The organism is Fodinibius roseus (assembly GCF_900129315.1).
Taxonomy (GTDB): domain Bacteria; phylum Bacteroidota; class Rhodothermia; order Balneolales; family Balneolaceae; genus Fodinibius; species Fodinibius roseus.
The window spans coordinates 95165-117743 of record NZ_FQUS01000013.1 but is presented as its reverse complement, the minus strand read 5'-3'; the positions used below and the strand labels follow the sequence as shown (position 1 = coordinate 117743).

22 protein-coding genes are annotated in these 22579 nt (G+C 49.0%); 8 read left to right on the top strand and 14 right to left on the bottom strand.

Going from position 1 to position 22579, the window contains the following annotated elements; all coding sequences use genetic code 11:
* Window position 1: 1 nt before the first annotated feature.
* The 4 genes from BUB16_RS12950 to BUB16_RS12935 all read left to right on the top strand — a co-directional run bounded on the left by BUB16_RS12950 (window position 2) and on the right by BUB16_RS12935 (window position 3881).
* The gene (locus tag BUB16_RS12950; protein WP_073064969.1) at window positions 2-379 is read left to right on the top strand and encodes a response regulator; all 378 of its coding nucleotides are present in this window, start codon (window positions 2-4) and stop codon (window positions 377-379) included.
* A gap of 2 nt (window positions 380-381) precedes the next feature.
* The gene (locus BUB16_RS12945; protein ID WP_073064965.1) at window positions 382-1494 is read left to right on the top strand and encodes a HEAT repeat domain-containing protein; all 1113 of its coding nucleotides are present in this window, start codon (window positions 382-384) and stop codon (window positions 1492-1494) included.
* On the top strand, window positions 1478-2884 hold the full coding sequence (locus BUB16_RS12940) for a glycosyltransferase family 2 protein (protein ID WP_073064961.1): 1407 nt from the start codon (window positions 1478-1480) through the stop codon (window positions 2882-2884). Before BUB16_RS12945 ends, BUB16_RS12940 begins: the two co-directional genes overlap by 17 nt.
* Window positions 2885-3092: 208 nt before the next feature.
* The gene (locus BUB16_RS12935; RefSeq protein ID WP_073064958.1) at window positions 3093-3881 is read left to right on the top strand and encodes a hypothetical protein; all 789 of its coding nucleotides are present in this window, start codon (window positions 3093-3095) and stop codon (window positions 3879-3881) included.
* Between the two features lie 261 nt (window positions 3882-4142).
* On the opposite strand, the gene BUB16_RS12930 is transcribed toward BUB16_RS12935, so the two are convergent.
* The 4 genes from BUB16_RS12930 to BUB16_RS12915 all read right to left on the bottom strand — a co-directional run bounded on the left by BUB16_RS12930 (window position 4143) and on the right by BUB16_RS12915 (window position 9034).
* Window positions 4143-4559, bottom strand: coding sequence for a DoxX family protein (locus BUB16_RS12930; protein WP_211483170.1), 417 nt, complete (start codon window positions 4557-4559; stop codon window positions 4143-4145).
* A 310-nt stretch (window positions 4560-4869) separates the two neighbouring features.
* Entirely contained in the window at window positions 4870-5463 is a 594-nt protein-coding gene (locus tag BUB16_RS12925; protein ID WP_073064955.1) for a choice-of-anchor V domain-containing protein, read from the bottom strand.
* A 222-nt stretch (window positions 5464-5685) separates the two neighbouring features.
* Window positions 5686-6711, bottom strand: coding sequence for a Vgb family protein (locus BUB16_RS12920; protein ID WP_073064953.1), 1026 nt, complete (start codon window positions 6709-6711; stop codon window positions 5686-5688).
* Between the two features lie 274 nt (window positions 6712-6985).
* Window positions 6986-9034 carry a S9 family peptidase gene (locus BUB16_RS12915; RefSeq protein WP_073064950.1) on the bottom strand — a complete coding sequence of 683 codons (2049 nt, stop codon included), beginning with the start codon at window positions 9032-9034 and terminating at the stop codon, window positions 6986-6988.
* A 378-nt stretch (window positions 9035-9412) separates the two neighbouring features.
* Here BUB16_RS12915 and BUB16_RS12910 point away from each other — a divergent pair, with 378 nt between their 5' ends.
* From BUB16_RS12910 to BUB16_RS12900, 3 genes are read left to right on the top strand one after another with little or no spacing between them, the layout of a single operon-like run.
* The gene (locus tag BUB16_RS12910; protein WP_073064947.1) at window positions 9413-9640 is read left to right on the top strand and encodes a hypothetical protein; all 228 of its coding nucleotides are present in this window, start codon (window positions 9413-9415) and stop codon (window positions 9638-9640) included.
* Complete coding sequence (locus BUB16_RS12905) at window positions 9637-10254, top strand: ABC transporter ATP-binding protein (protein WP_073064944.1); 618 nt, start codon at window positions 9637-9639, stop codon at window positions 10252-10254. Before BUB16_RS12910 ends, BUB16_RS12905 begins: the two co-directional genes overlap by 4 nt.
* Entirely contained in the window at window positions 10254-11045 is a 792-nt protein-coding gene (locus tag BUB16_RS12900; RefSeq protein WP_073064941.1) for an ABC transporter permease, read from the top strand. Before BUB16_RS12905 ends, BUB16_RS12900 begins: the two co-directional genes overlap by 1 nt.
* A gap of 195 nt (window positions 11046-11240) precedes the next feature.
* Here the strand turns inward: BUB16_RS12900 and BUB16_RS12895 are convergent, their stop codons facing one another.
* The 8 genes from BUB16_RS12895 to nirK all read right to left on the bottom strand — a co-directional run bounded on the left by BUB16_RS12895 (window position 11241) and on the right by nirK (window position 18422).
* Window positions 11241-11696 (bottom strand): plastocyanin/azurin family copper-binding protein, encoded by a 456-nt coding sequence (locus BUB16_RS12895; RefSeq protein WP_073064938.1) that lies wholly within the window; start codon window positions 11694-11696, stop codon window positions 11241-11243.
* 201 nt (window positions 11697-11897) lie between these two features.
* The gene (locus tag BUB16_RS12890; RefSeq protein WP_073064935.1) at window positions 11898-12353 is read right to left on the bottom strand and encodes a cupredoxin domain-containing protein; all 456 of its coding nucleotides are present in this window, start codon (window positions 12351-12353) and stop codon (window positions 11898-11900) included.
* Window positions 12350-12958, bottom strand: a complete 609-nt coding sequence (locus BUB16_RS12885; RefSeq protein WP_073064932.1) for an SCO family protein — start codon at window positions 12956-12958, stop codon at window positions 12350-12352. Before BUB16_RS12885 ends, BUB16_RS12890 begins: the two co-directional genes overlap by 4 nt.
* Before the next feature lie 6 nt (window positions 12959-12964).
* Window positions 12965-13777: a formylglycine-generating enzyme family protein gene (locus tag BUB16_RS12880; protein ID WP_073064929.1), complete on the bottom strand. Its 813-nt coding sequence runs from the start codon at window positions 13775-13777 to the stop codon at window positions 12965-12967.
* Between the two features lie 44 nt (window positions 13778-13821).
* Window positions 13822-14955 (bottom strand): multicopper oxidase domain-containing protein, encoded by a 1134-nt coding sequence (locus tag BUB16_RS12875; protein ID WP_073064926.1) that lies wholly within the window; start codon window positions 14953-14955, stop codon window positions 13822-13824.
* A 549-nt stretch (window positions 14956-15504) separates the two neighbouring features.
* Window positions 15505-16170: an SCO family protein gene (locus tag BUB16_RS12870; RefSeq protein ID WP_084088260.1), complete on the bottom strand. Its 666-nt coding sequence runs from the start codon at window positions 16168-16170 to the stop codon at window positions 15505-15507.
* 12 nt (window positions 16171-16182) lie between these two features.
* Window positions 16183-16965: a formylglycine-generating enzyme family protein gene (locus BUB16_RS12865; protein ID WP_211483169.1), complete on the bottom strand. Its 783-nt coding sequence runs from the start codon at window positions 16963-16965 to the stop codon at window positions 16183-16185.
* 17 nt (window positions 16966-16982) lie between these two features.
* A complete protein-coding gene (gene nirK / locus BUB16_RS12860; protein ID WP_073064920.1) occupies window positions 16983-18422 on the bottom strand; it encodes a copper-containing nitrite reductase in 1440 nt (479 codons plus the stop codon).
* A 515-nt stretch (window positions 18423-18937) separates the two neighbouring features.
* Between nirK and BUB16_RS12855 the strand changes: the two genes are divergently transcribed.
* Window positions 18938-20332 (top strand): tryptophanase, encoded by a 1395-nt coding sequence (locus BUB16_RS12855; protein ID WP_073064917.1) that lies wholly within the window; start codon window positions 18938-18940, stop codon window positions 20330-20332.
* Between the two features lie 128 nt (window positions 20333-20460).
* Here BUB16_RS12855 and BUB16_RS12850 read toward each other — a convergent pair whose 3' ends face one another.
* Together BUB16_RS12850 and BUB16_RS12845 are read right to left on the bottom strand one after the other, a co-directional pair.
* The gene (locus BUB16_RS12850) at window positions 20461-21492 is read right to left on the bottom strand and encodes a COX15/CtaA family protein (RefSeq protein ID WP_073064914.1); all 1032 of its coding nucleotides are present in this window, start codon (window positions 21490-21492) and stop codon (window positions 20461-20463) included.
* Between the two features lie 88 nt (window positions 21493-21580).
* On the bottom strand, window positions 21581-22363 hold the full coding sequence (locus tag BUB16_RS12845; protein ID WP_073064911.1) for a nucleotidyltransferase family protein: 783 nt from the start codon (window positions 22361-22363) through the stop codon (window positions 21581-21583).
* Between the last annotated feature and the right edge of the window lie 216 nt (window positions 22364-22579).

The window sequence follows — 22579 nt, the reverse complement described above, 5'->3', positions numbered from 1 at the left end:
TATGAAAGAAACCATATTACTGATAGAAGATGATGAGAACATCGCCCGGTATGTGAAATTTAAGCTGGAGAAGAAAGGGTATGATGTGCATCATGAGGACAATGGTATAGAAGGGCTGGAAACTGTTGATATACTCGATCCCGATCTCGTTATTATGGACATGATGATGCCCGGACTGGATGGACGCGAAGTGGCTGAGCGTATCAATGAACAGCAATTACTGGATCCGAGGCGTATTATCGTACTTTCCGGAAAAGAAGAAAGCGAGGAGATCAAAGCACTCTTCAAGCTTGGAATTTATGACTATCTGCACAAACCGTTTGACTTCGATAATTTACTCATACGTATAGAACGGGCTCTCACAGTTCTTCGATCCTAAGCATGAGTTTTACTTACGACACATTGGCCATTCAGTTCACCGGAATCGTGCTTATTTTCCTGCTCCTGCAATTTACAGTGTTGATTATCTACACGTACTTCCACAGATGGCTCCTGAACTACCGCAAAGAAAAGAAAGCTGACTCGGAAGAATACATTTTGCCTCTGATATACCGCTACCTTGATGGGGGGATAAGTGAGCTCGATTTCAGTGACGCTCTGCGAAATCATTACGACATCGTGGTTGCCTTTGAGAATATCGACGACATGATTGACAGCCTGAGAGGAAAAGAGCGGGAGAAGCTAAAAAAACTGTTGAATCTCTCCGCTTTTCGGGAGCATTTCCTCAAAAAAATAAAATCAAATGCGGTGATGGATATCGCTGAAGCCTGTATGTATTCTGAGAAAAAAAAAGAAACGGATTCCGAGGTTATTAAGAAACTTTATGATCTTCAAAGTCACAATCGCCCGGTTATCGTGTATGCTGCAACCCTGGCCCTGATTAATAGTTCAAAACAGGAAATACGCGATTACGCGCTAACCTCGTTTCTACACTCTCCCCAAAATGCTTCTATGGCAGTCAATGATATTATCTACAAGTATTGTGAGCTGCATCCGGATAAAGACCAGGCGGCCGAATTTCTTATGGAGCAGGTCTCTTCTTCTGAAATTCCTGTTAAAAACGCTTCGGCCGCTACCCGTATGTTTAACGATCTGAATTTTTATCAGCTTACAGAACCCCTTTTTGAGCTGTTCTGTTCCCCCCTGCCGCATGATGAGCTTGGTCAGCTCCGGGCTACGCTGCTGAGCGTATTAAACCAGTTACCTGCTCCAGAAGTAAAGGAAGAGCTTTTCCGCCAGCGTTTGTGGGAGTCAGACTACCAGATGGTTCGGTTGGAAACAGCCCGATGGATCTATCAGCATCATACACCCGATCTGGACGACATGCTACTGGCACTATGTGGGGATGATGACCTGGAAGTCCGTATTGTGGCACAGAAGGCCTTGTTGCAATACTCCAACCTTCCGCAGCCGGAAACCCACATCCCTGAGAAGTACCAGCAGGAATGGCAGGAAATTAAAAAAATTGGTGATACCCATGTCAACATTATCTAACATACTTTATGGTATTAATGAATTGGTGATCTTATATTTTATCATCGTCAATGGGATCTATTTTATGTTACTGGTCGTATCTTTTTTTCATATCCGCCGGTACAGAAATATTGATCGTATTTTTAAGCTCAAGGGAGTATACAGCACCAATCTCTACAAGCCGATAAGCATCATCGCCCCGGCCTTTAACGAGGAGGAGTCGATTATAAGTTCTATTAATTCCCTGCTCAACCTTAAGTATACCAACTACGAGGTGGTGGTTGTCAATGATGGCAGTACGGATCAAACCTTGCAAAAGCTGATTGATTATTACCAGCTAAAGTCTCAGCAACGTCACTGGCCTAAATTTACAGACCATCAACCCATTAAAGATATTTACACTTCCGATCGATACCCCAAATTAGTCGTGATAGATAAAAAAAACGGGGGCAAGGCCGATGCCCTTAATGCCGGCATTAATATTGCAAAGAAAGAGCTGTTTTGTGCTGTAGATGCTGATTCGATTCTGGAGCCGGATGCTCTTACCAAAATGCTGCGTGTTTTTATGGAAGACGATACCACGATTGCCGTAGGCGGGGTTGTACGCGTGGCTAACGGCTGTACGTTTAAGAATCGATTGGTGGATAAGGCAGGCATCCCCGATTCGTTTTTAGGTAGAATTCAGTCGGTGGAATACCTGCGGGCTTTTCTTTTCGGGCGTATCGGCCTGGACTACCTTGATTCGCTGCTCATTATCTCCGGTGCCTTCGGCCTCTTCGATCGTAAGGCTGTCATTAAAGCGGGCGGCTATCTGCGTGATACCGTCGGTGAAGATATGGAACTGGTGATGCGGCTTCACGAGCATTACCGCCGCCAAAAAATTCCTTACCGGATACGTTTTATTTCGGAGCCGGTATGCTGGACCGAAGTGCCGGAAGACCGGGCTTCTCTTGCACGACAACGCAACCGCTGGCATCGCGGCCTTACCGATTCCTTATACCGTTATAAGCGAATGCTATTAAATCCTCGTTATGGACGTATCGGGCTTTTTGCAATGCCTTTTTTTGTGTTTGTGGAGATGATCTCCCCGGTCATTGAATTCGCGGGATATTTTCTGGTTGGCATTTCCTGGTGGATGGGGGTCATTAACGGTTATTTCGCCCTTCTTTTTTTGGCCGTAGCCCTTGTTTGGGGAATGGTGCTTTCAGTGAGCGCTGTTTTTCTGGAAGAACTTACCTCCCGGCGCTACGAGCGTCCCCGTGACACCCTTATTCTGGCCGGGTATGCACTGCTGGAAAATCTTGGCTATCGTCAGCTTCATGCCTGGTGGCGGCTCCAGGGGATCATTGATTTTTTCAAAGGCAAGAAAGAGTGGGGAACAATGGTCCGAAAAGGGATTGGATCGTCATAAATCCGACTGATAGAGTTACAGCTCTTACAGCCGTGGACTTCAGTTCCGCATTTTTCCACTCCGTAAAAAAACTGATGCCCAGCATTCCGGGCGAGTTAATAAATCCGCTCCTCCTCCATAATTACAAACTAATCATAATTTCAGGTGTTTTTTTCGGAAAAAATGTGTTACTTACTATTACATTGTCATTAGATACCGGAGGATGCCTATGAAGAAGTTCACCTTTTTTCCCGTCCTGCTCATCCTAATAGTAACCGGAACCGTTTTTGCTCAACCCGCTCCGAACGAGTATAAGAAAATGGACTATATCCATGTTGGTCCCGATCAGTTTTTTACATTTACCGACCAGGTTACACATGAACTGAGGGCCGTTTACCAGCAGTTGGTCGAAGACGACGCCCTGAAAAACTGGCAGCTTTATCACGTATCGTATCCCGGCGGTGAGAAGACCGACTATAATTTTGTCAGTATTGTTACCGCTACCGACCTGGCCGCTTTTGAAGAGGTTTTTTCCACGGTTTCCTCATCTCCCTATATTCCTTCTGCATTCGGTTCCGAAATAAGTGCCGTTCACGATTCGATCATAAAAACGGAGCTCTGGAAAGTGGAAAATGCGTTTATCGATTCGACTAAAAACCATCCTGCCAAGTATATGTCGATGGATTATATGGATGTAGCGCCTGATAAAAATCCCGATTACCTGATGCTTGAGGAGGAAGTGGCAAAACCGATCCACGAAGCGCGCATTGAGAAGAATATCATGTCGGGCTGGGAAGTTTATTCTCTTATTATCCCCGGTGGAATAGAATATGGCTACAATTTTGCCACCGGTAATTTTTATGATCGCTTAGAGCATATTGAATACGGCTTTACCAACGAGGTCATCAACCAGGCGATAGGGACCAATGCCAATATCCCTGAGCTTTTTGCTACGATTTATGAAACCCGTGATATGGTTAAGGTAGAACTCTGGGAGCTTATTGCTCATAGCGAATAGTTTGGGCATGGCGACCATAGTGAAAGAAAAGGGGGCAGCGCAATAGAGTCGGTTTAAAAGAAAGACCCTCAGGATGCCATAAACCCTGAGGGTTGTATTATATCTAAGAGGCCTCTGCAAAACCGTTGTTTTATCCAAATGTGACATTTTCGCGATTTCAAAAAGCTTTATACTACAGTATTAAAATCGCCCAGGCTTTGGTATTGAACAAATCCCCCTGGTTTTCAAAACCTTCTCTAAATAATGTTAGACTTGTTACTGTTACCGGCCTTTGTCCATAGCGAATTTGCCGGGTCCCAGCAAGAAGATTACGAAAAATGCCACCAGGTAAAGCACAGCCGTCTCGAAGGCCCCGAAAGCATCACCCGAGGGTATATGGTGGAAAAAGATTGCGACACCCATATTGATGACCAGGATCAGGGAAGCCAGGCGCGTCCAGAATCCTATGAGTATCAGAAAGGCACAGATCCCTTCCGCAAAAGCAGCAAGGATAAGGGAGGCTTCCGGGCCGATACCAATCGGATCTAAAAATTGAAGATTGCCCCCCAATACATTCATGACTTTGCCGAAGCCATGGCCATAGATCATAAAAAAGGCCACCAGGACCCGCAGGATCATAGCGGAGGTTTTGGCATCAACGAACTCACTTAGGGTAGAAGAATTTAATCGTTTTAACATAAGATCAGAGTCATTTGGTTATTACGTTGAGTCTAAAAAAACTTGGGTCCCTTATGTTCCATCCCGATTTAAGGAGTAAGGGACAACATGTGCAACGTATGTGTTGTCAGATGAAATGTAATAAAACAACATTTAGAGGAATAATGCCAATAAAGTGTGCGATTACTTGCGTTTAAACGAAAACAGCCGCCGCTTTGGTTGAGAATAAAAGCTGATATTTTTGGCTCACCGGGGAATCGAACGCCATTAGAAACTACACCGCTTCAAAAAAAACGAAGTGTCATTTCGCTGGCTGCCGTCAGCGTTATGGTTACCGATCTGGTGCGATAGCCGCTGTGATCTCTTCGGTATAGATAAAGTCGCCGAATTCCGACTGATCCCCATTCGCAGCATTGGCTGCAATATGAAAGGTGACCGGACCGGCCAGCGACTGCGGGGCCCGCCAGGTTATGGTCCAGCTTGTTTCGTGTTCCCCGAGCGGTTCACTTCCGCCGGGAGAGTGCTGAATATATTCCACCGATTCGGATGTGGCATTGCTGAACATCGTGCGGTCATTATCCCCGACTTCGAAGCTTCCCGCCTGTTTTCCGTCCGCATATCGCGCCGAAAGCTGAAAGCCGCCGCGTCCCAGCTGTTCCCGTTCCAGTCGGATCAGGATTTCGAGTGTTTCTCCCCCCGTAATACGTTCCGGCATCCCCGAGACAGCAAGCCGGCCTGCATCGGGATTTAGATCGTAATCAAAATGACAGCTCCGGCAGGTTTGTTCACCGAAACCGCCGGTAAAAGTGCCGGTCAGATGCTCGGGATAAGGGGGCACGTCGCCCGGTACCGGCACGTTGGGAATCTCCGGTAACGTAACGGCCATCAGCAGGGTCATGACGGGAAGGATAAACAGTCGTAACATAATAAGTGCAGTATAAACCACTCATCTGACGGCATGAACCGCCGTCAGGAGGGGCTGCAATTCAGCTGGTATATGTGGTTAGAAGGCTTTGCAAAACCGTTTTTTTGCCAATCCCTGTATTTTTGCGCATTCAACATCTTCATACGTGCCTTATATCGGGTGTTTTTGAATACGGTCAGGCTTTGATATTGACTAAAATTCCCGGTTTTTCAAAGCTTCCGTTTATTGAATTTGGGCCCGTCCCAGATAATTGGTATCGGTCCCGAACCAGATAGAACGGGTGGGTTCGTGAAAGACCATGTGCCGCACTGTGCCCCCGCCGCTTTCAATTGGCGTGGAGCTGATAAATGCTTCCTTGTCGGTATCAAAGCCTACAAACATATTGGGACTTACGCCCGTCTCTACCAGCCAGATACGATCCTGGTCGTCTGCGGTCACGGCATATGGACGGGACTGTTCCCCGGAAGGCATCTCCCATTCTTCAAATGAGCCGTCTTCCGGGTTATACCGGCCGATATAGCCGCGGGCATAATCGCCGTACCAGATCACGCCGTCCGAGGTTTGAGCCAGTCGGCGGGGACGTGCATCTTCGCTGGGAAGCTCGATTTCTTTGAGCTCCATCGTACCGGGATCGACGGTTGCCAGCTTATAAGTGCCAAACAGGCAAATCCAGGGACGTTCCATGTTGCGGTCCATAATGATTCCATAGGGACGCGCCCGCGGGGTCGGCACGGCTATGATTTGGGGGTTTCCGGTTTCCACGTCCAGCTTACCGACCGAGTTGGCGCCCTGCGAGGTAAACCAGATATCACCTTCATGGTTAAAGGCCATCGTATGCGGGTCGCGGGCGCTGTTGTCATCCGGCATCATATATTTATTGATTTCTCCGCTTTCAGGATTGACGGTACCGATATGGTTGGCGCGGTTGCCGGCGTACCAGGGCGTTCCATCCTCATCTACAATAACGGTATGGGGACCGGCACCCTCTTGCAGATCAAATTTTTGAAAATCTTCCGTATCGGGATCGAACTCCGCCACATAATGGGAACGTTGTCCGACAAACCAGATATCGCCGTCAGGAGCTACATAAGGATCACGGGGACGGCTGTCTTCCCAGGGCACTTCCCATTCGGTTATGGATACCTCTACCTCTGCATCCGTCTCTACATTCGTTTTGGGCTGTTCGGTTAAGACAAAAGCAGAAACGATGAACAATACAGCAATGAGCGTTGAGATCAATTTTGTCATAACGGTAAGGAGTTAGTTAATCATAACATAAAACGCGTTGTGCAGTTGGTTTTCAATAGGTCTTCAGTGTCCATAAAACCTGTTACTATTGGTTTGGCAAGGACACTAACAGGAGTTAATTTCCCTTGGCACGCTGTCAGGCCAGTTAGCCACACCACGCATTACTTAAAAGTAATAGTTAACAAGATAAAAGCAATCTCCATATATATCATTTTACAATTTTATGCCTAATCCGCCGTACAGGCTCCCCTCAGGACCCCAAAAGATCAGGCCCTTAGCTTCGGACGGATCTGCTTTGCATCTCCAGTTCGCTGTCCGGCTGGTTATCCATTTCGCCTTTCAAATACTTGTTAAACCAGCGCATCATGCGGATATTATAGTCGTATCGGGCGGTGGCATTTACATTGCCATGTCCCTCTCCGGGGTATAGTACCAGGCGCACGGGCGTATCAGTGCGGGTTTTAATATGGCGGTAGAGCTCATACGACTGGCCCGGATCGACGCGGGTGTCCTCCTCGCCATGCATGATGAGCAGCGGCGTTTCCGATTGGCCGGCATAATAGATAGGACTTCGTTCTAAAAACCCCTGGTAATCATGCCAGATCCGCTCGCGGGCGTGCACCAGGTACAGCTCTTCAGGAATATCGCTGGTCCCCCATTTCGAAATATTGTTGCTGATACCCACAAACATCACTCCGGCCGCAAAGCGGTTGGTATAGCGCGTGGCCATCCAGCCTGTGGCGTATCCCCCGTATGAGCCGCCGGTGACGCCTACTTTGGATGAATCCACCAGCCCCCCCTTGATTAATTCGTCGACTCCTGCGACAATATCATCGAACTCTGCGCCGGCCATATCAGCCTGGCTGCTTTTGGCGAACTCCTCGCCCCGCCCTGTACTACCCCGGTAATTGGGATAAAAAACAAAATAGTCCTCTGCCGCCCCCATCTGTCCCGGAGTGGAATAACTTGTGAGCCAGCCATTGTCATAGTGCGCTTCGGGTCCCCCGTGTACCGTCGTTATCAAGGGGTATTTTTTCCCTTTTTGATAGTCAAGTGGGTATATCAGCAGTCCCTGCAAGACCGTACTGTCAGAGGCGGTCCAGCTGACGGCTTCCTGCCTTCCCAGTGCGACATCCGCCAGCCATTTGTTGCTGTTTGTCAGTCGCTGGACCGTATCTTTATCCGCATGATAGTGGTACAACTCCTGTGGATGTGTGGCATGGTCGGCAACGAAAATAACGGTACCGTCAGCAGCCCGATCAAAGCTCTCCAGGTAGGGACCTCCTTCATCAATAACGGGCTCCATAGTGGACCCGTCTGCGGTGATGCTGCCGTAGATGGACCAGACACCTTTGCTGGCCAGGTAGTGAAGTTCATTTTCTCCGGTCCACTGGAATTGCTCAAACGCCCCCTCAAACCGGGGTTGAAGTTGCTGCACGGATCCATCTGCCGCCGAGACGATATGCAGCCGGGCCGGGGCCGGATCGTGGATATCGGCACCACCCAGCATCGCCAGCTTCGTCCCGTCCGGGCTCCATTCCAGAGGACCCAGTTTCCCCTCGTGGTCTACTTCCACCAGTGTCTGCTGTCCCAGGGAATCCAGAATCATTACCTGCTGGTGCATGTAGTAGTCATCTACGAGGGGGGTTGGTGCCGCTGCGATGGCCAGCTTTTTTTGTTCGGGTCCCCATTCTGCCTGGTACACCGAACCCTCCACCTGTATCTGCCGTGGTGGATTATTTTCGGTGGACAGATCCGTTATAAAGCCGCGCTGGTTTGTAAGGTTCTCCTCATAAATTCTCGGTTCGTAGGGGAGGGTTGGTTCCGGTTCAGTAGTGGTATCAGGGGCCAGGAAGGCCAGCAGTTTACCGTCAGACGCCCATGAATAATCGCTTATACCGGTAGGAAAGGATAAGATGCGCCGGGCCTCTCCGCCGGATAATGAAATTTCGAACAGCCCGACCTTTTTGTCCTTTTCACGTTTGCCTAAAAACGTAATACTTCCCTGGTGGGGACGAAAGGCGATATTGCTGACATCCATGGTTGTTACAAACGGAATGGATTCCGGTGATGACAAATTGCGCACATACAGGCTGCTTTCAGCCGGTTTGTTTTTCTTCCGCGGGTCAGCCTGCTTGCTTAGGGTGTAGGCGGCCTTCTCGCCGGAAGGAGACAGGGCAATTTCATCAACCTGCTGCAGGTGAGCTACCTGGAGGGGCGTCAACCCCTGTTCCGGTGATGAATCCTGTCCCGGTGCCATGGCAGGAAGTATGATACAGATCAGAATCGAAAACAGTCGTTTTTGTATTCGTTGAAATTCCATACGCTTACTTTTATGAATTGATAAAAATCGATTGATCAAAACTAATGGCTAAACTTAGCATTTTTGTGTCACTTCCACTAATAAAAGTGTTTTACAGGAGTCCAATGTAAAACCGTAGTTGTACCCAATCATTACATTATCACAATTTCGAAATCCTCATCCATGGTTTGTATAACACGATTTTTAAAATCGCTCTGGGGTTGGTATTGTCCTCCCCCTGGTTTACCAAAGCCTCCTGCAAAATACTTTTTATAAACAGAAAATTTATATACCATAGTTGTTTAGCCCGGTATATTGAACATATCAGAATGCATGCATGTGAATAGCAATAGGTTTTTAAACAAATATCAGTATCAATATGTTCTCTTTCTGGTACAAATGCGAAAAAAGACCCGTAACGACTCCGAACTGCTGCAGGTTTTGTTCGGAGCTTCCTTTGGTCCCTTTACGCTTCGTGAACTTTCCAGCTATGGCTTCTGGCCGATGGCTCACGAAATGCGCGCGGACCTTGCTATGTTTTTGAGCAGTCTCTTTCTGCTGATCAGGGGGGGGCGATGGTCGTTCGATCGACAGTTTACGATCGGGGAAAAGGGGGGGCACCGATGACAAACACGCTCATAACCTGTTCCGATTTGACGGTCCGATTCGGCGATGAAGTGGTGATGGAAGGGTTCAGCTTCCGGATCCCGGGGGGAAAGCATACGATCCTCAAAGGGGAGTCCGGTTCGGGAAAAAGCACTTTGCTGAAACTATTCCTGGGATTTCTGAAGCCTGCCGGAGGATCCATTCAATTTCACAGCGGCAAGGGCCGGCGGGAAATACGAAGGAACACCGCCTGGCTGCCGCAGGATCTGGATCTGGGCAGCGGAACCGTGGATGAGGTTATCCGGAAGCCGTTTCGTTTTGCAATCAACCAGGCAAAGATCCCCGGCCGCGAAACCTGCATCAGTACATTAAATCAATTGGGGTTGTCCGGTGACAACCTTGACAAACCGTTCAGGGATCTCTCGACCGGACAGCGTCAGCGCGTGGGACTGGCGATCTGCCACCTGCTGGACAAACCGATTCTGCTGTTAGACGAACCTACCTCGGCCCTTGACCGGGCCTCTAAACGGCGCGCAGCCGATCTATTGCTTGCACATACAAATAAAACGATCGTCTCCACCTCCCACGATCCTTTCTGGGTTGAACACGCCGATAACATCATAGAGCTAAACTAATGGACATTATAGATCTTTCGTGGATACAACTTGCGATTGCCTTCCTTATTTTGCTGCTGCCGGCCTGGATCTTGTGGAAGTATCGGACCGGGCTCAACAGGAAACTGTTTACCGCTTCGCTGCGGATGGTCTTGCAACTGCTGTTCGTCGGGTACTACCTGGAATACCTTTTTGAGTACGATAATGCGTGGATAAATGCCGGCTGGATCATGATTATGGTGCTGGTGGCCGATTTCGCCACCATCGACCGCAGCGATCTCAAACGCAGGAAATCACTTTTGATCCCTGTGTTCGGTGCGACTTTCCTGGGTATTATTGTCATTGATCTCTTTTTCCTGGAGGCGGTGATTCAGCTTCCGAAATTCCTGGCTGCTCAGTACACCATCCCTATTACCGGCATGGTGCTCGGAAACTGTCTGCGTAGCAACGTCATCGGTATCAATGCGTTTTATTACAGTTTGAGTGAGCACAGGGAGCGCTACCAGTTTTTTCTTGCCTGCGGCGCCACCCGGAACGAGGCATTGCATTCCTTTATCAGCGAAGCCCTGCAGAAATCTGCCAATCCCACGCTGGCTTCTATGGCTACTATCGGATTGGTTTCACTGCCCGGTATGATGACGGGGCAAATCCTCAGCGGCAGCTCTCCCGTTATAGCTATCAAATACCAGATTATGATTATGGTGGCCATCTTCTCCGGTACGATCCTGTCGGTATTTTTAGGGATCTATTTCGCCAATTATTTTGTGTTTGAGGATACGGACATGCTGGATGAATCGATTCTCAAGGAGTGATTGAAATGAGCCATGAGGCTTGACGCAGGGGGAAGGGCTGTAAGCGAAAGGAATTGCATGATGCGTTTCTTGCGCCGGGCAAGTCACTGCACAGTTCCAAATACGGGTGGATAAAAAAAGACCCGGAAGAGTAACTGCCGAAGCACGTTTTCTCCCGGGTCTCTCGATAAAACATAGGAAGTATGTAAACCGTTATTACTGTTTGACGGTCAATACTCCCTTCATACCGGCTGCATAGTGTCCCGGGAAGGAGCAGATATATTCATAATCGCCTTCCTCTTCGGGCACCGTAAAGGTTACCTCAACGGTTTCACCGCCGCCGGCTAAATCCGTGGCTGCAATGATATCATCCTCGTAGTCCGGAGCAAGGTACTGGTTATCGCGGGCACGGGCCGAAGCGTTTGCAAATTCATTAACATCAATATCGTTGTCTACGACCACCACGTTGTGAGCCATCGCCTGCTTGGGGAGGTTACTCTTGGTGGTAAGCCTGATGGTAATCTCCTCGCCGGGGGTGGCTTCAATCGTCGTCACGTCAAACTTCATGTGATCGGTTCCAATGATTTCTATAGTTCTCTGCGCCATCGCCGATGAAACAATGCCGGTGAATAAAACGGCCAGAATTACTGTTATTTTTGTTAGTGATTTCATAATAGGTCCTCGTTGGGATTTATTTGTTTGTGTTGTGTAGTTAAAATGATTCATTTTTATAGGCCTTTGCAAAACCGTTGTTTTGCCCAAATGCTGCATGTTCGCGATTTCAACATTCTCATGTATTGTGTATACACTGCGGTTTTAAAATCGCTCAGGGGATGCTGTTGAACAAAACCCATGGTTAATCAAGGCCCTCTTTTAATTAAATATCTTGAGTACAGCCGGAGGCATGCCTTCTGCAGGGTAGTCCGGTACAGCCTCAACAGCACCCGCAATAATGCGTCCCGCGTGGCCCATTTGTTCGTGCGGGAGGCAGTAATAATCATACACGCCCGCGAGGGAGATCGTCAAAAACCAGACATCACCACTTGCCAGCAATCCGGAGTCAAAAGATTCGGCTGATCCGGGCATTCTAAGAGGGCGCCGGTTGTCAGGATGATAAGCGGTTACGGTATGTCGTCCCTCACGTACTACGAACTGAAGGACATCGCCCGGACTAATGGTTACAACAGCGGGTTCAAATCGCGCCTTTTCACCTGTGCCGTGGACTTCAACGCTAACCGTATCTATATAAAGCGTTTGACTCTTATGGGCAAGCACCTCGTTGCCCATCCATAAACAGCCAAAGAAAAATAATATTGCAGAATACTTCATAGCTTTTCCTCCTTATTCATACTATCAATGACAGCGGCCGCTTCTTCCATTGGCTGGTTTAATCCTTCGACACGCCGGGCGATTTTGCCTTCTTCATCCAATACCGTGACAAGATTGGTATGAGCAAAATGGCCATCGCTCTTTTTTGAGTACTGCACGCCCAGCATCATGGCAAGGCTGCGAACAGTTGCGTCTTCGGAGGTCATGAAATGCCAGCCGGGAATATCCAGCTGTTCATAGTTCGCGTATTCCCGTAATACCTCGGGAGTATCATTTTCGGTATCGAAAGTAATGGCCAGCACCTTCACCGTTTCTCTCCGGGAGGTATCTACCCTGTTGTACAGGCGCCAGGTATCCTGAATTAAAATCGGGCACACTTCCCTGCAGTTTCCATAAAACATTACAACAATAATAGGCGATCCTCTGAAATCGCTGAGCTTGACAGTTTCATCCCGGTGAGTTGTCCACGGGGCATCCAGGTGATACAGCGAGTGCCCGGCATTTATTTTCCCGGCTTCCAGTTCGTTATCCGCTGCGTGGTGATGCTGGGCATACAAATATGTCCCCCCAAAAAGGAAGATCAATATGATGGGAAGTGTTTTCATGTTTTTTTATGGTTCGTTCGATTCGAGTTTCGGGCCAATATCATAGGCGCAGCGAAAGCCCATCGTGCCGATGGAGCTTTTGGGATTATAGCTCATGCGGGTAATATAGCGGATAGAAGCGGCATAGCTGTATGCGTTGCCGAGCTGCTGCATTCTTCCGACCGTACCGCAATCCAGGGAAAGATCGTCGGAAACGGGTGGTTTAAAATCCTGCACCCATTCCATGATTAGCCCGAACTGGTCCTTCACGCCTACTCGGGTTTCTATACCGGTAGATCCTACTTCTCCGAGGTTATTGGTGTCCACACTGGAGTACCAGCTGACTAATTTTGCGGTAAATTCACTTACCGCTTCGGATGAATCGAAATCCATGAGTTGTGCGGAATATTCCCACTCATTCAGTGTGGGAAGGCGTCCCCCGCTCCATTGACAATACGCATTTGCGGCAAACCATGACACATTAGTTACGGGACGTTCACGGCCAATACGCTCATAATCCGGCTTGTGGCCTTCTTCTTGCCAGTGTTTCAAATACCCTTTGTTTGTAAATACAGCCGGTACTTCATCCGGCCGCCAATTTTCATTTTGATCTGTAAACTCTGCAAACTTCTCATTGGTTACAGCTGTAATATCCAGATAGAAAGAATCTACCGGAACGGCTTCTCCCTTCACTTCGGGCATTACGGAATGAAATGATCCCGACGGAACCAGTACCCTGTCCGTCTGGGCCCGGGCGGCCGCTGCCAGACCGAAAACCATCACCACCGCCAGCGAGGGCAGCGGGATGGTAACAGGTACTATGTTCGTCAGGAATTTCATTGCAAGATAGATTAATAGTTATAAGTAATTATAGGTGATGATGGTTAGTTGATACGGGGACCGGCTTTCAGGGTACCCGTGGCGCCCTTCTCGGCATCGGCAAATTCGTGGTCGATCAGGATGTATTTCCCTTCTTCAGGCACGATAAAGTCTATCGTGGCAGAGCTTGAAGCACCTAACAATACGGTCTGCATTCCGCGCATTTCATTAAAAGGATGGCCTTCCAACCAAACACGATCGAATATGGCACCGATTACGTGGAAGCTGGAGGTGCCGCTGGGACCGTTGTTTGAAACATGCAGGCGAACACGGTCGCCGGCACTGGCTTCCAGAGGTCGGTCATGCAGGATGGTCTGGTGCCCGTTGAATACCACATGGGATGGATTTACACTTTGAGCGGCCTCAAAATCGTACTGGTATAAGTCGCCGGCACCTTTCTTCAGGTAATACTCGGATTGAACCACTACGAATTCTTTATCGACTTCGTAATCTGTGCCGTAGCCATCCTTGGGGGATACGACAACCACTCCGTGCTGCCCCATAGCCGTGTGCATAAGTACACTGGGCGTACCGCAGTGATAGATATATGAGCCTGCATAATTGGCAACCCAGTCGAACGTAATGGATTCGCCCGGAGAAATACTTCTCCACTTGTCATCTTTTGCAACGGTTCCCGCATGGAAATCCATGGAGTGCGGCATAGGCATGGTACCCGGCTGCGCGTTCATAAAGTTGTTTTCAGCGACCTGCTGCATAAAGGGAGAACCTTCTTTTGTAGGTTCTGTGATCGTCACTTCTTCGTCTGAACGGTTTTTCATTACGAAAGTAATTCGATCGCCTTCCTTTACATGCAACACCGGACCGGGAACTGTACCACCGAATGTCCATGCTTTATATTTGACCCCGTCGGCCACTTCTATTTCCTGGGCGATAATATCAATTCGGACCTCGTGATGTTTATTACCTTCATAATCCAGCGGTTTGAGGTTGGGTAACATTGTCAAATATTCGCCTACCACGGGAGGCCCGTCATAGTCTTCAGTGAAGACTTCTGCTTCCGGCATGCCGAAGGTCATGCCATCCAGCTCGTATTCATCTGTTTGGGCCTGTGCAAGAGTAAAAAAACCTGCAAGGATTAGTCCGGTTAAAAGGGCTAAGGTACGTTTTGGAAAGTTCATGGTGCTGAGGTTTGGTGGTTTGTATTTAAGACAACTTTGTCTTTTATTGTTTTGCCAATGGTTTATGCAACAAGCGTACCAAAACTGCTAAGCGGATGAAAAATGTCTCCAGCCTAATCTAAACCAAAGATGTTCCTGGACTGTTATAATGGACCGGGAGGGTAACATTGCAGGCATGCAAGAGGGATTTTACGGGTTATTGCATGCATGCAACAGAATGATCAGGGCATCTATCAAGACCTCTAACCCATGTTTCTCACCTTAAATCTTTGTGAAAAATATGGATTTATGGAATATAGCAGTAAATACAAGGCTTTTTAAGACAGCGCCCTACAATAGTCGAATCTATGGATCTACGGCCGGATACAAGCAGTCGTGAGATAGGTGGGAGCTCGCCGCGCGCTTTATCATATTCGGAAATCAGTTCGGGGATATGTGAGATTTGATAGTACAATATATGCCGGCAGGACAACTGCCGGCTATGAAATAGTGCAAGCGCAGGAGCGGAAAATAGTGAGTGCGAGAGCAGGAGAATCCGCCGCGCTCATCTCAGCTGCCTAAATCATGAATGACATCAATGATCTTGTCCTGTTGATCCGTCAGCTGTCTGCGCTGGTAGGCGACCTCCCCCTCTTTGTTAAGCACGGTGATCATGTTGGAATGCGTAAAGTCGGTATCGCTGATCCGCTTGTATTTTACCCCCAGCAGGGCTGCTATTTCCAAAATATCTCCCTCATCGCCATTTAACAGGGTCCACTGGTCGTCCGAGAGATTATTTTCCCGGGCAAAATCCGTAAGGCGTCCCGGCGTATCGCGCTCGGGATCAATAGAAATAATCGTAAAGTTTGTGGCTGATAGAGCTTTCTCCGGCAAGCCATCCCTGATGCGCTGCATGTCAGCGAGAATACGGGGACAGGCATGCTCGCAGTGGGTATAAACCATCGCCACCACCTGTACCTTGCCGCCCAAGCTGTTCAGGGTAACCGATTCCCCGCGGCGGTTTTGCCAGGTGCTGCTTACATTATAGATGGATTCACCGGTCGGTTCCCCGGCATCCATCTGCATATCGGCGTGAGCTGCATGCTCATCATCCGACATAGCCATCCCGTCTGATTGGGCGGCCTGTTGTTTCTCGCCGCTGCTGCAAGCTCCCGCAAGGAATACAGCAGTGACTAAAAAGAGAAAGACCGTGTTTTGATAACTATATATGGTCATGATTTATAATATTTATTTCTTATCCCGGGCGCAGCGAAAGCCCAGGTTGCCAACCGAAAAATCAGCCTCCAGGCTACCGCGAAAAGCATAGCGCAGGAAAGCGGCATAATTTGCCTTATCCGCATCGGCGGCAACGGAGCTCCCGGCGGCACAGTAAAACTGTTTCAGCTCTCCCTGGTCGGCCCGCGATTCTCCACTGATAAACACGGTATTAAAATCCCGTACCCACTCCCAAATCAACCCGTGCATGTCATATACGCCGTGGTAATTGGGACGTCCTTCTCCCACTGCCGGTTTCTGCTCGGGATTCGGCCGGCTGTACCAATCCAGTATTTGTCGCACAAACGCCCTGTCACGACTCGCAAGCGGCTTTGATGCACTGGCAGAAGCTACGTATTCCCACTCGTGGAGGGTCGGCAGCCGCTTGCCCTTCCACTTGGCGAAAGCCCGTGCGGCAAACCAGGACACATTGGTAACAGGGCTCTCCGGGGCAGTGTTGGTCCCGATATCAAGGTCACCCTCCCAGTGGCCGAGATAATTCTCATCCACAAAAACACTCTTGGCCTGCGACCGCCGCCATTGCCTGTTCTCCGTCACAAACTTCAGGAATTCGGCATTGGTTACGGGGTGGGTATCCAGGTAAAAGGATTCCACCCTTATACTGTCGCCGGCAGAGCTGTAGAACGGCATAAAAGTATCCCGTTCTATCGCAACCATGCCGTTTGGCTGTGCTCGCGCTAAAAGGGAACATCCCGCCAGCAGGAAGAGTAAAAGTATGGGTTTTCGGTACAACAAGAGGTTATGTCATCAAGTTATTCAACAGGTCCCTGTTCCCGGATACGTTCCACATCCCCGGGCGTAACGCGCCCGCCTTCATTATCAAAACTATTGAGAATATAGGTGGTCACGTTTGCGACCTCCTCGTTTGTGAGGTTTTGTCGGGGCATTACACCGTCATAGGTTTCCCCGTTGACTGTAATTTCACCCGAAAGTCCGTGCACGACCGCGCTAATCCCGCGGTCCGGATTTTCATTCAGGTAGTCAGAATTTGCTATCGGGGGGAAAGCGCCCTCAATACCCGTACCATCCTGCATGTGACAGGCCTGACAGACAGAAGTATATACCTCTCTGCCGTATTCCATCTGTTCCTCCAGGGTTTCAGCGGCGGGTATCGTCCGCTCTTCCTGGGGTATTTCCTGAACAGCGCCTCCTTCCGGCTGGTAGACCTGCTCCAGCTGCTGACCGGTAAAGACATTTTCATCCTCCTCACCGGAGACAGCAAGGGTCGCCAGTGCTCCTTTGTTAAAGGCCCGGAAGATAGCGTGGTCCACCAAAATATAGTTGCCCGGAACCTCCGTTTCGAACTCGACGATGGCCGAGCCCCCGGCCGGGATGCTGGTCGTCTGAACATTATTCTGTACACGATCGCCGCCCTCATAATGCACCTTGTCAAATATTTCTCCGATAACGTGGAACGAAGAGGTTAAGTTGGGTCCCCCGTTCCCGACAAACAGCCGGACCTGGTCCCCCCGCTCGGAAGTAATGGCATTTTCGCCCTGCATGGATCCTACCGATCCGTTAAAGACCACATATTCCGGATCCTCTTCAATCGCACGATCCATGTCAAACGGCTGCAGGCCCCGCTCCCCGTAGTCGCCTTCGGTATAAAACTCACTTTGCATGACATAGTATTCTTCGTCCACTTCTGAAAGTCCCTCGGCCGGTTCGATCAGGATAAGCCCGTACATGCCGTTGGCAATGTGCATGCCGACCGGCGCAGTGGCGCAGTGATAAACATACAGGCCCGGATTTAACGCGCGAAAGGTAAATACGGTTTCACGTCCCGGCGCCGTAAAGGTGGACTCGGCGCCGCCGCCCGGACCGTTTACAGCGTGCAGGTCAATATTGTGGGGGAGTTTGTTGTCGGGATGATTCTGCAGGTGGAATTCGATCATATCCCCTTCCCGGGCGCGGATAAATTTCCCGGGGACATCCCCGCCAAAGGTCCACATCGTGTACGTAACCCCGTCGGCCAGGCGCATTTCCTTTTCGATGACCTCCATATTTGCTATTAATTTTGTTGCGTGATCCCGTTCAATGGGGGGAGGTACGTCGGGCGGAAGCGTTAACTCTGCCGTTTCTTCCCCGACGATTTCGGCTGTTTCGGGATCGAAATCGTCTTCGGCTGAACAGGCCGACAGTACTCCTGTCACCAATAGTATAGTCCCCAATCGTATTAAATGCTTATGCATAATTGTATTTTTTTCGTGTACATTACGTTTAACAGACGGGTACCTAAAGAATAGGCAGGCCGAACCCTTGTTGTGGTGTACGTTTTATACAACCCATCGTAGTGCATTTGCTGCATCGGCCACAATCCCTGCAAGCGCAATATTGAAAAAAAGAGGAGAATATGAAAAAAATGCTTGCAATTTGTATTCTGTGTAAAGAAGGGTAGAAGTTTTATAGCCACTTTAACCTTATGCCGTTTAGGATCACCGCCCGTACGGACGCTTATGAACGAGAATGCCGCCCGCCAAGTGTACCGAGCCGATCAATAGCTGGTTAAAACTGCCGCGACTGCTACCAGCTGTTTATGACAGATTAATAACTAACCGGTTGAAGGGCCGTACAATGGGTGGAGAGGATGGGGCAACCGGGCTAAATTTCCTGTACATTGTTGCACGGTAACCGTATTTTCTGAACGGATTATATGCAGGTTATTACTATCAATGTTATAGATGCCCCATAAAAGAAAAACTATGTTATGAAGCTCAAAGAATTCGAATCCGATACGATTATAGAACCCTTTCGTATCCGGTCGGTTGAGCCGGTCCGGTTCACTACTATGGAAGAGCGGGCGCAACTCCTTAAAGAGGCCGGGTTCAATCCCTTCCTGCTCAAAGCGGACGATGTTCTTATTGACCTGCTCACGGACAGCGGCACGGGCGCTATGTCCTCCAAACAGTGGTCGGGCATGATTGCCAGCGACGAATCCTATGCGGGATCATCCTCCTTTTACAAACTGGAATCGGCCGTGCGGGATATAACCGGATTCAAGCATCTCATCCCCACGCATCAGGGACGGGCTGCCGAAAACATTTTTTTTACCACTATTGCCCGGGAAGGGGATGTCATTCCCAGCAATACGCACTTCGATACCACCCGCGCTCATATAGAGCACGCCGGCGCCGAAGCGCGGGACCTGGTGATAGCAGAGGGACATCAACCCGAAAGCCGGCATCCGTTCAAGGGGAATATGGACCTGGCCAAGCTGGAGAAGACTATTCATGATACAGGGGTCGATAACATTCCCGTGATTATGATTACGGTAACCAATAATTCGGGAGGCGGTCAGCCGGTAAGCATGGATAACATCCGGTCGGTTTCTGAAATGGCCCGGAAATATGACATTCCTTTTTTCATTGATGCCTGCCGGTTTGCTGAAAATGCCTGGTTTATCAAAACGCGCGAAGAAGGCTTCTCCGGGGAAAAACCTCTCGATATTGCGAGAAAAATGTTCAGTTATGCCGACGGGTGTACCATGAGTGCCAAAAAGGACGGTATGGCCAATATCGGGGGATTCCTGGCACTGAACAGTGATGAACTGGCCTCGGAATGCCGGAACCTGGAGATTCTGACCGAGGGATTCCCCACCTATGGTGGGATGGCGGGATACGACATGGAAGCTGTAGCACAGGGACTTTATGAAGCACTCGACAGCGACTACCTGCGCTATCGAATCCGATCCATTGCGTACCTGGGAGACAAACTTTCCGATGCGGGGATTCCCATTGTACAACCTACCGGGGGACATGCGGTTTATCTGGATGCCAGGAAGATCCTGCCCCATATTCCACCTACGCAATATCCCGCCTGGTCGTTCAACAACGCTCTTTACCTGCTGGGGGGCGTTCGGGGAGTGGAAATCGGAACCGTTATGTTTGGCCGACAGCCTGACGGGAGCGAAAAGCCGGCCGCCATGGAGCTGGTCCGCCTGGCCTTCCCCCGCAGGGTTTACACGCAAAGCCATGTCGATTATCTGGCAGAGGTGATTATATCGGTTTTCAGACAGCGTGAGCAACTCGGAGGGTATAAAATAGTATCCGGTCCCACGGTGTTGCGGCACTTTTCGGCCCGGCTCGAACCTTTGGACCCATAGGATAGACCGTCACGGGCTGTCATCAGATGTCCCCCTCTTTGACAGTAGTTTCGCTATTCCATAGGGTGATTTTCGGGGTCCAGCGTATGCAGTATTCGGGAACCTATGGTCTTAACCCGGCAATAGCATCAGCCCTTTTCCTCATTCGGTATCAGATCATGATAGTACCAGATCCAGAAAAAAAGCACCATCAGCGCCCCGGCCTGGTGGACAACTCCTGTTATGATATCCACATGAGTAATAACGGTTAAAATGCCAAGCACGTACTGTGTCAAAACCATACCGAGCAGCATTCGGGCTTTTTGTTCGATGATTGGACTAAGGCCAGCGTTGCGATGTTTCCACCAAAAGATGAGTGCGGCTACGGCAAGTAGCGTTCCCAAAATACGGTGTACCCACTGAACGGTACCGGGATTTTTGACCAGGTTCAACACCGCAGGTTTCAGAGCCCATGCGCTCCGGGGAAGCCAGTCTCCATTCATGGTTGGAAAGGTATTGTATATATACCCCGCATCAAGTCCCGCCGTAAATGCCCCCCAAACCACCTGCGCAATAAAAAGAACAAGCAGGGCCAGGGACCACCATTTTAGAACAGTCGGCGGGTTACTTTTTTCCGGGGGACCTGAGTCATACAGATCCAGGACATACCAGATACAAAACCCAAACAGGATCATAGCCAGCAACAGGTGAAGGGCCAGGCGGTGATGACTTACATAGGGTGCGTCGACCAGGCCGCTTTTAACCATAATCCAGCCCATCCCTCCCTGCAGCGCCCCTAAAGCGAACAAAATCCAGGCCCGGCGCAGCATGTTCGAATCAAAATAACCGCGCACCCAGAAGAAAATAAACGGAACAAGAAAAACGATCCCGATAATACGTCCCAGTAACCGGTGGAGATACTCCCAGAAAAAAATCCCCTTGAATTCGCTCAGAGACATCCCCCTGTTGAGTTGCTGATACTGCGGGAACTCCTTATACCGCTCAAAGACGGCCATCCATTCGGATTCACTTATCGGAGGCCATGCGCCCATGATCAGACTCCAGTCGGACATGGAGAGACCGGAACCCGTCAATCGCGTGATTCCGCCTACCACTACCATGAGAAAAATCAACCCGGCACCGGTCCATAACCAGCACCGGACGTAACTATCTTTTTTCATGAAGTATAGTTGTTCATCTTAAACCAGTAGTTCACCCGGCCTTTTAAGACAACAATTCTTACAGGTTCTCTATAATAGGTGATTGCCATCATTTGGTGATCAATTGCAGGGTGTAGTTTTTAACGGGTCTCAGAAACTTTTTTACGTATAGAATGGGAATGATTGCATGAATCCAACAGTAGACCAGAATCCGTTTTAAAGGTTTTTTTGAAGCAGCATAGGTATACCTTTTAACAAGCTTGTCGTATTCTTTGGGACTATCGATATCGTCCGTTAAATCGTGTATTGAAGTAAATATTTCATCATCTTTTTTATGTTCATTTAACGGAAAGCCGGCCAGCGATCGATAAAACTCCCACATTTTGCCTCTGCCGCCTGAAAGGGCATGAGAACGGGCAATATTAAGGTGTTTCTTCATCTTATGATGATCGTTTTCCTCGAACGAAATGGCAAACAGCTCCCCATATTGGGTGAAAGTAAAGAGACTCGGTCCGAACCGCCCGTATACTTGTACGCCTTGGCTGGGCGATAGGATTGTAGCCAGTGCCTGCTTAGTGTAAAAAACATCGCCAAGAAGCACCAGGGTTCTTTCTGTCCAAAGAGGGTGTGTTGATAATAATGTTTCAACGGTCCACCGACATTGGGGCGGCTTAAAAAAGTCACACCTATCTAAATTGAGACGATCATCGTGGGATATGATAGCAATGTCATTACAGCCATTGTCGCAAAGCAACCGCACGGTTCGCTTAAGGAGAGGCTCCTCGTTGATGGGTATAAGCTGTTTGGGTACGCCCAGATAATTGTCCCAGCGCGTGCCATCACCGGCACAGAGTATAAGAACTTTTGTATTATTAATTTTTGACTTTGCCACGGTAGATTTTGCTAAGTCCGACAGATTCCTGAGTTAACGTTTAGCAAACTGTAGTTGGTTATTTTTTTTATATATTATTCTTATAATACCTTATTTTTTTGTAGAAATAAAACGTTGTAAACAGATGTGTTCGTTGCGATAAGAATCAATAACATACCCTTCTGGGGCGAAAGAATATAAGCTGCTGAGAATCGGTCTCCATTCAGTAAATTGAAT

Bases quoted from the DNA above. Each gene is read 5' to 3' on its own strand.
- BUB16_RS12950 (WP_073064969.1), top strand. From the start codon at position 2: ATGAAAGAAACCATATTACTGATAGAAGATGATGAGAACATCGCCCGG.
- BUB16_RS12945 (WP_073064965.1), top strand. From the start codon at position 382: ATGAGTTTTACTTACGACACATTGGCCATTCAGTTCACCGGAATCGTG.
- BUB16_RS12940 (WP_073064961.1), top strand. From the start codon at position 1,478: ATGTCAACATTATCTAACATACTTTATGGTATTAATGAATTGGTGATC.
- BUB16_RS12935 (WP_073064958.1), top strand. From the start codon at position 3,093: ATGAAGAAGTTCACCTTTTTTCCCGTCCTGCTCATCCTAATAGTAACC.
- BUB16_RS12930 (WP_211483170.1), bottom strand. From the start codon at position 4,559: ATGTTAAAACGATTAAATTCTTCTACCCTAAGTGAGTTCGTTGATGCC.
- BUB16_RS12925 (WP_073064955.1), bottom strand. From the start codon at position 5,463: ATGTTACGACTGTTTATCCTTCCCGTCATGACCCTGCTGATGGCCGTT.
- BUB16_RS12920 (WP_073064953.1), bottom strand. From the start codon at position 6,711: ATGACAAAATTGATCTCAACGCTCATTGCTGTATTGTTCATCGTTTCT.
- BUB16_RS12915 (WP_073064950.1), bottom strand. From the start codon at position 9,034: ATGGAATTTCAACGAATACAAAAACGACTGTTTTCGATTCTGATCTGT.
- BUB16_RS12910 (WP_073064947.1), top strand. From the start codon at position 9,413: ATGCGAAAAAAGACCCGTAACGACTCCGAACTGCTGCAGGTTTTGTTC.
- BUB16_RS12905 (WP_073064944.1), top strand. From the start codon at position 9,637: ATGACAAACACGCTCATAACCTGTTCCGATTTGACGGTCCGATTCGGC.
- BUB16_RS12900 (WP_073064941.1), top strand. From the start codon at position 10,254: ATGGACATTATAGATCTTTCGTGGATACAACTTGCGATTGCCTTCCTT.
- BUB16_RS12895 (WP_073064938.1), bottom strand. From the start codon at position 11,696: ATGAAATCACTAACAAAAATAACAGTAATTCTGGCCGTTTTATTCACC.
- BUB16_RS12890 (WP_073064935.1), bottom strand. From the start codon at position 12,353: ATGAAGTATTCTGCAATATTATTTTTCTTTGGCTGTTTATGGATGGGC.
- BUB16_RS12885 (WP_073064932.1), bottom strand. From the start codon at position 12,958: ATGAAAACACTTCCCATCATATTGATCTTCCTTTTTGGGGGGACATAT.
- BUB16_RS12880 (WP_073064929.1), bottom strand. From the start codon at position 13,777: ATGAAATTCCTGACGAACATAGTACCTGTTACCATCCCGCTGCCCTCG.
- BUB16_RS12875 (WP_073064926.1), bottom strand. From the start codon at position 14,955: ATGAACTTTCCAAAACGTACCTTAGCCCTTTTAACCGGACTAATCCTT.
- BUB16_RS12870 (WP_084088260.1), bottom strand. From the start codon at position 16,170: ATGACCATATATAGTTATCAAAACACGGTCTTTCTCTTTTTAGTCACT.
- nirK (WP_073064920.1), bottom strand. From the start codon at position 18,422: ATGCATAAGCATTTAATACGATTGGGGACTATACTATTGGTGACAGGA.
- BUB16_RS12855 (WP_073064917.1), top strand. From the start codon at position 18,938: ATGAAGCTCAAAGAATTCGAATCCGATACGATTATAGAACCCTTTCGT.
- BUB16_RS12850 (WP_073064914.1), bottom strand. From the start codon at position 21,492: ATGAAAAAAGATAGTTACGTCCGGTGCTGGTTATGGACCGGTGCCGGG.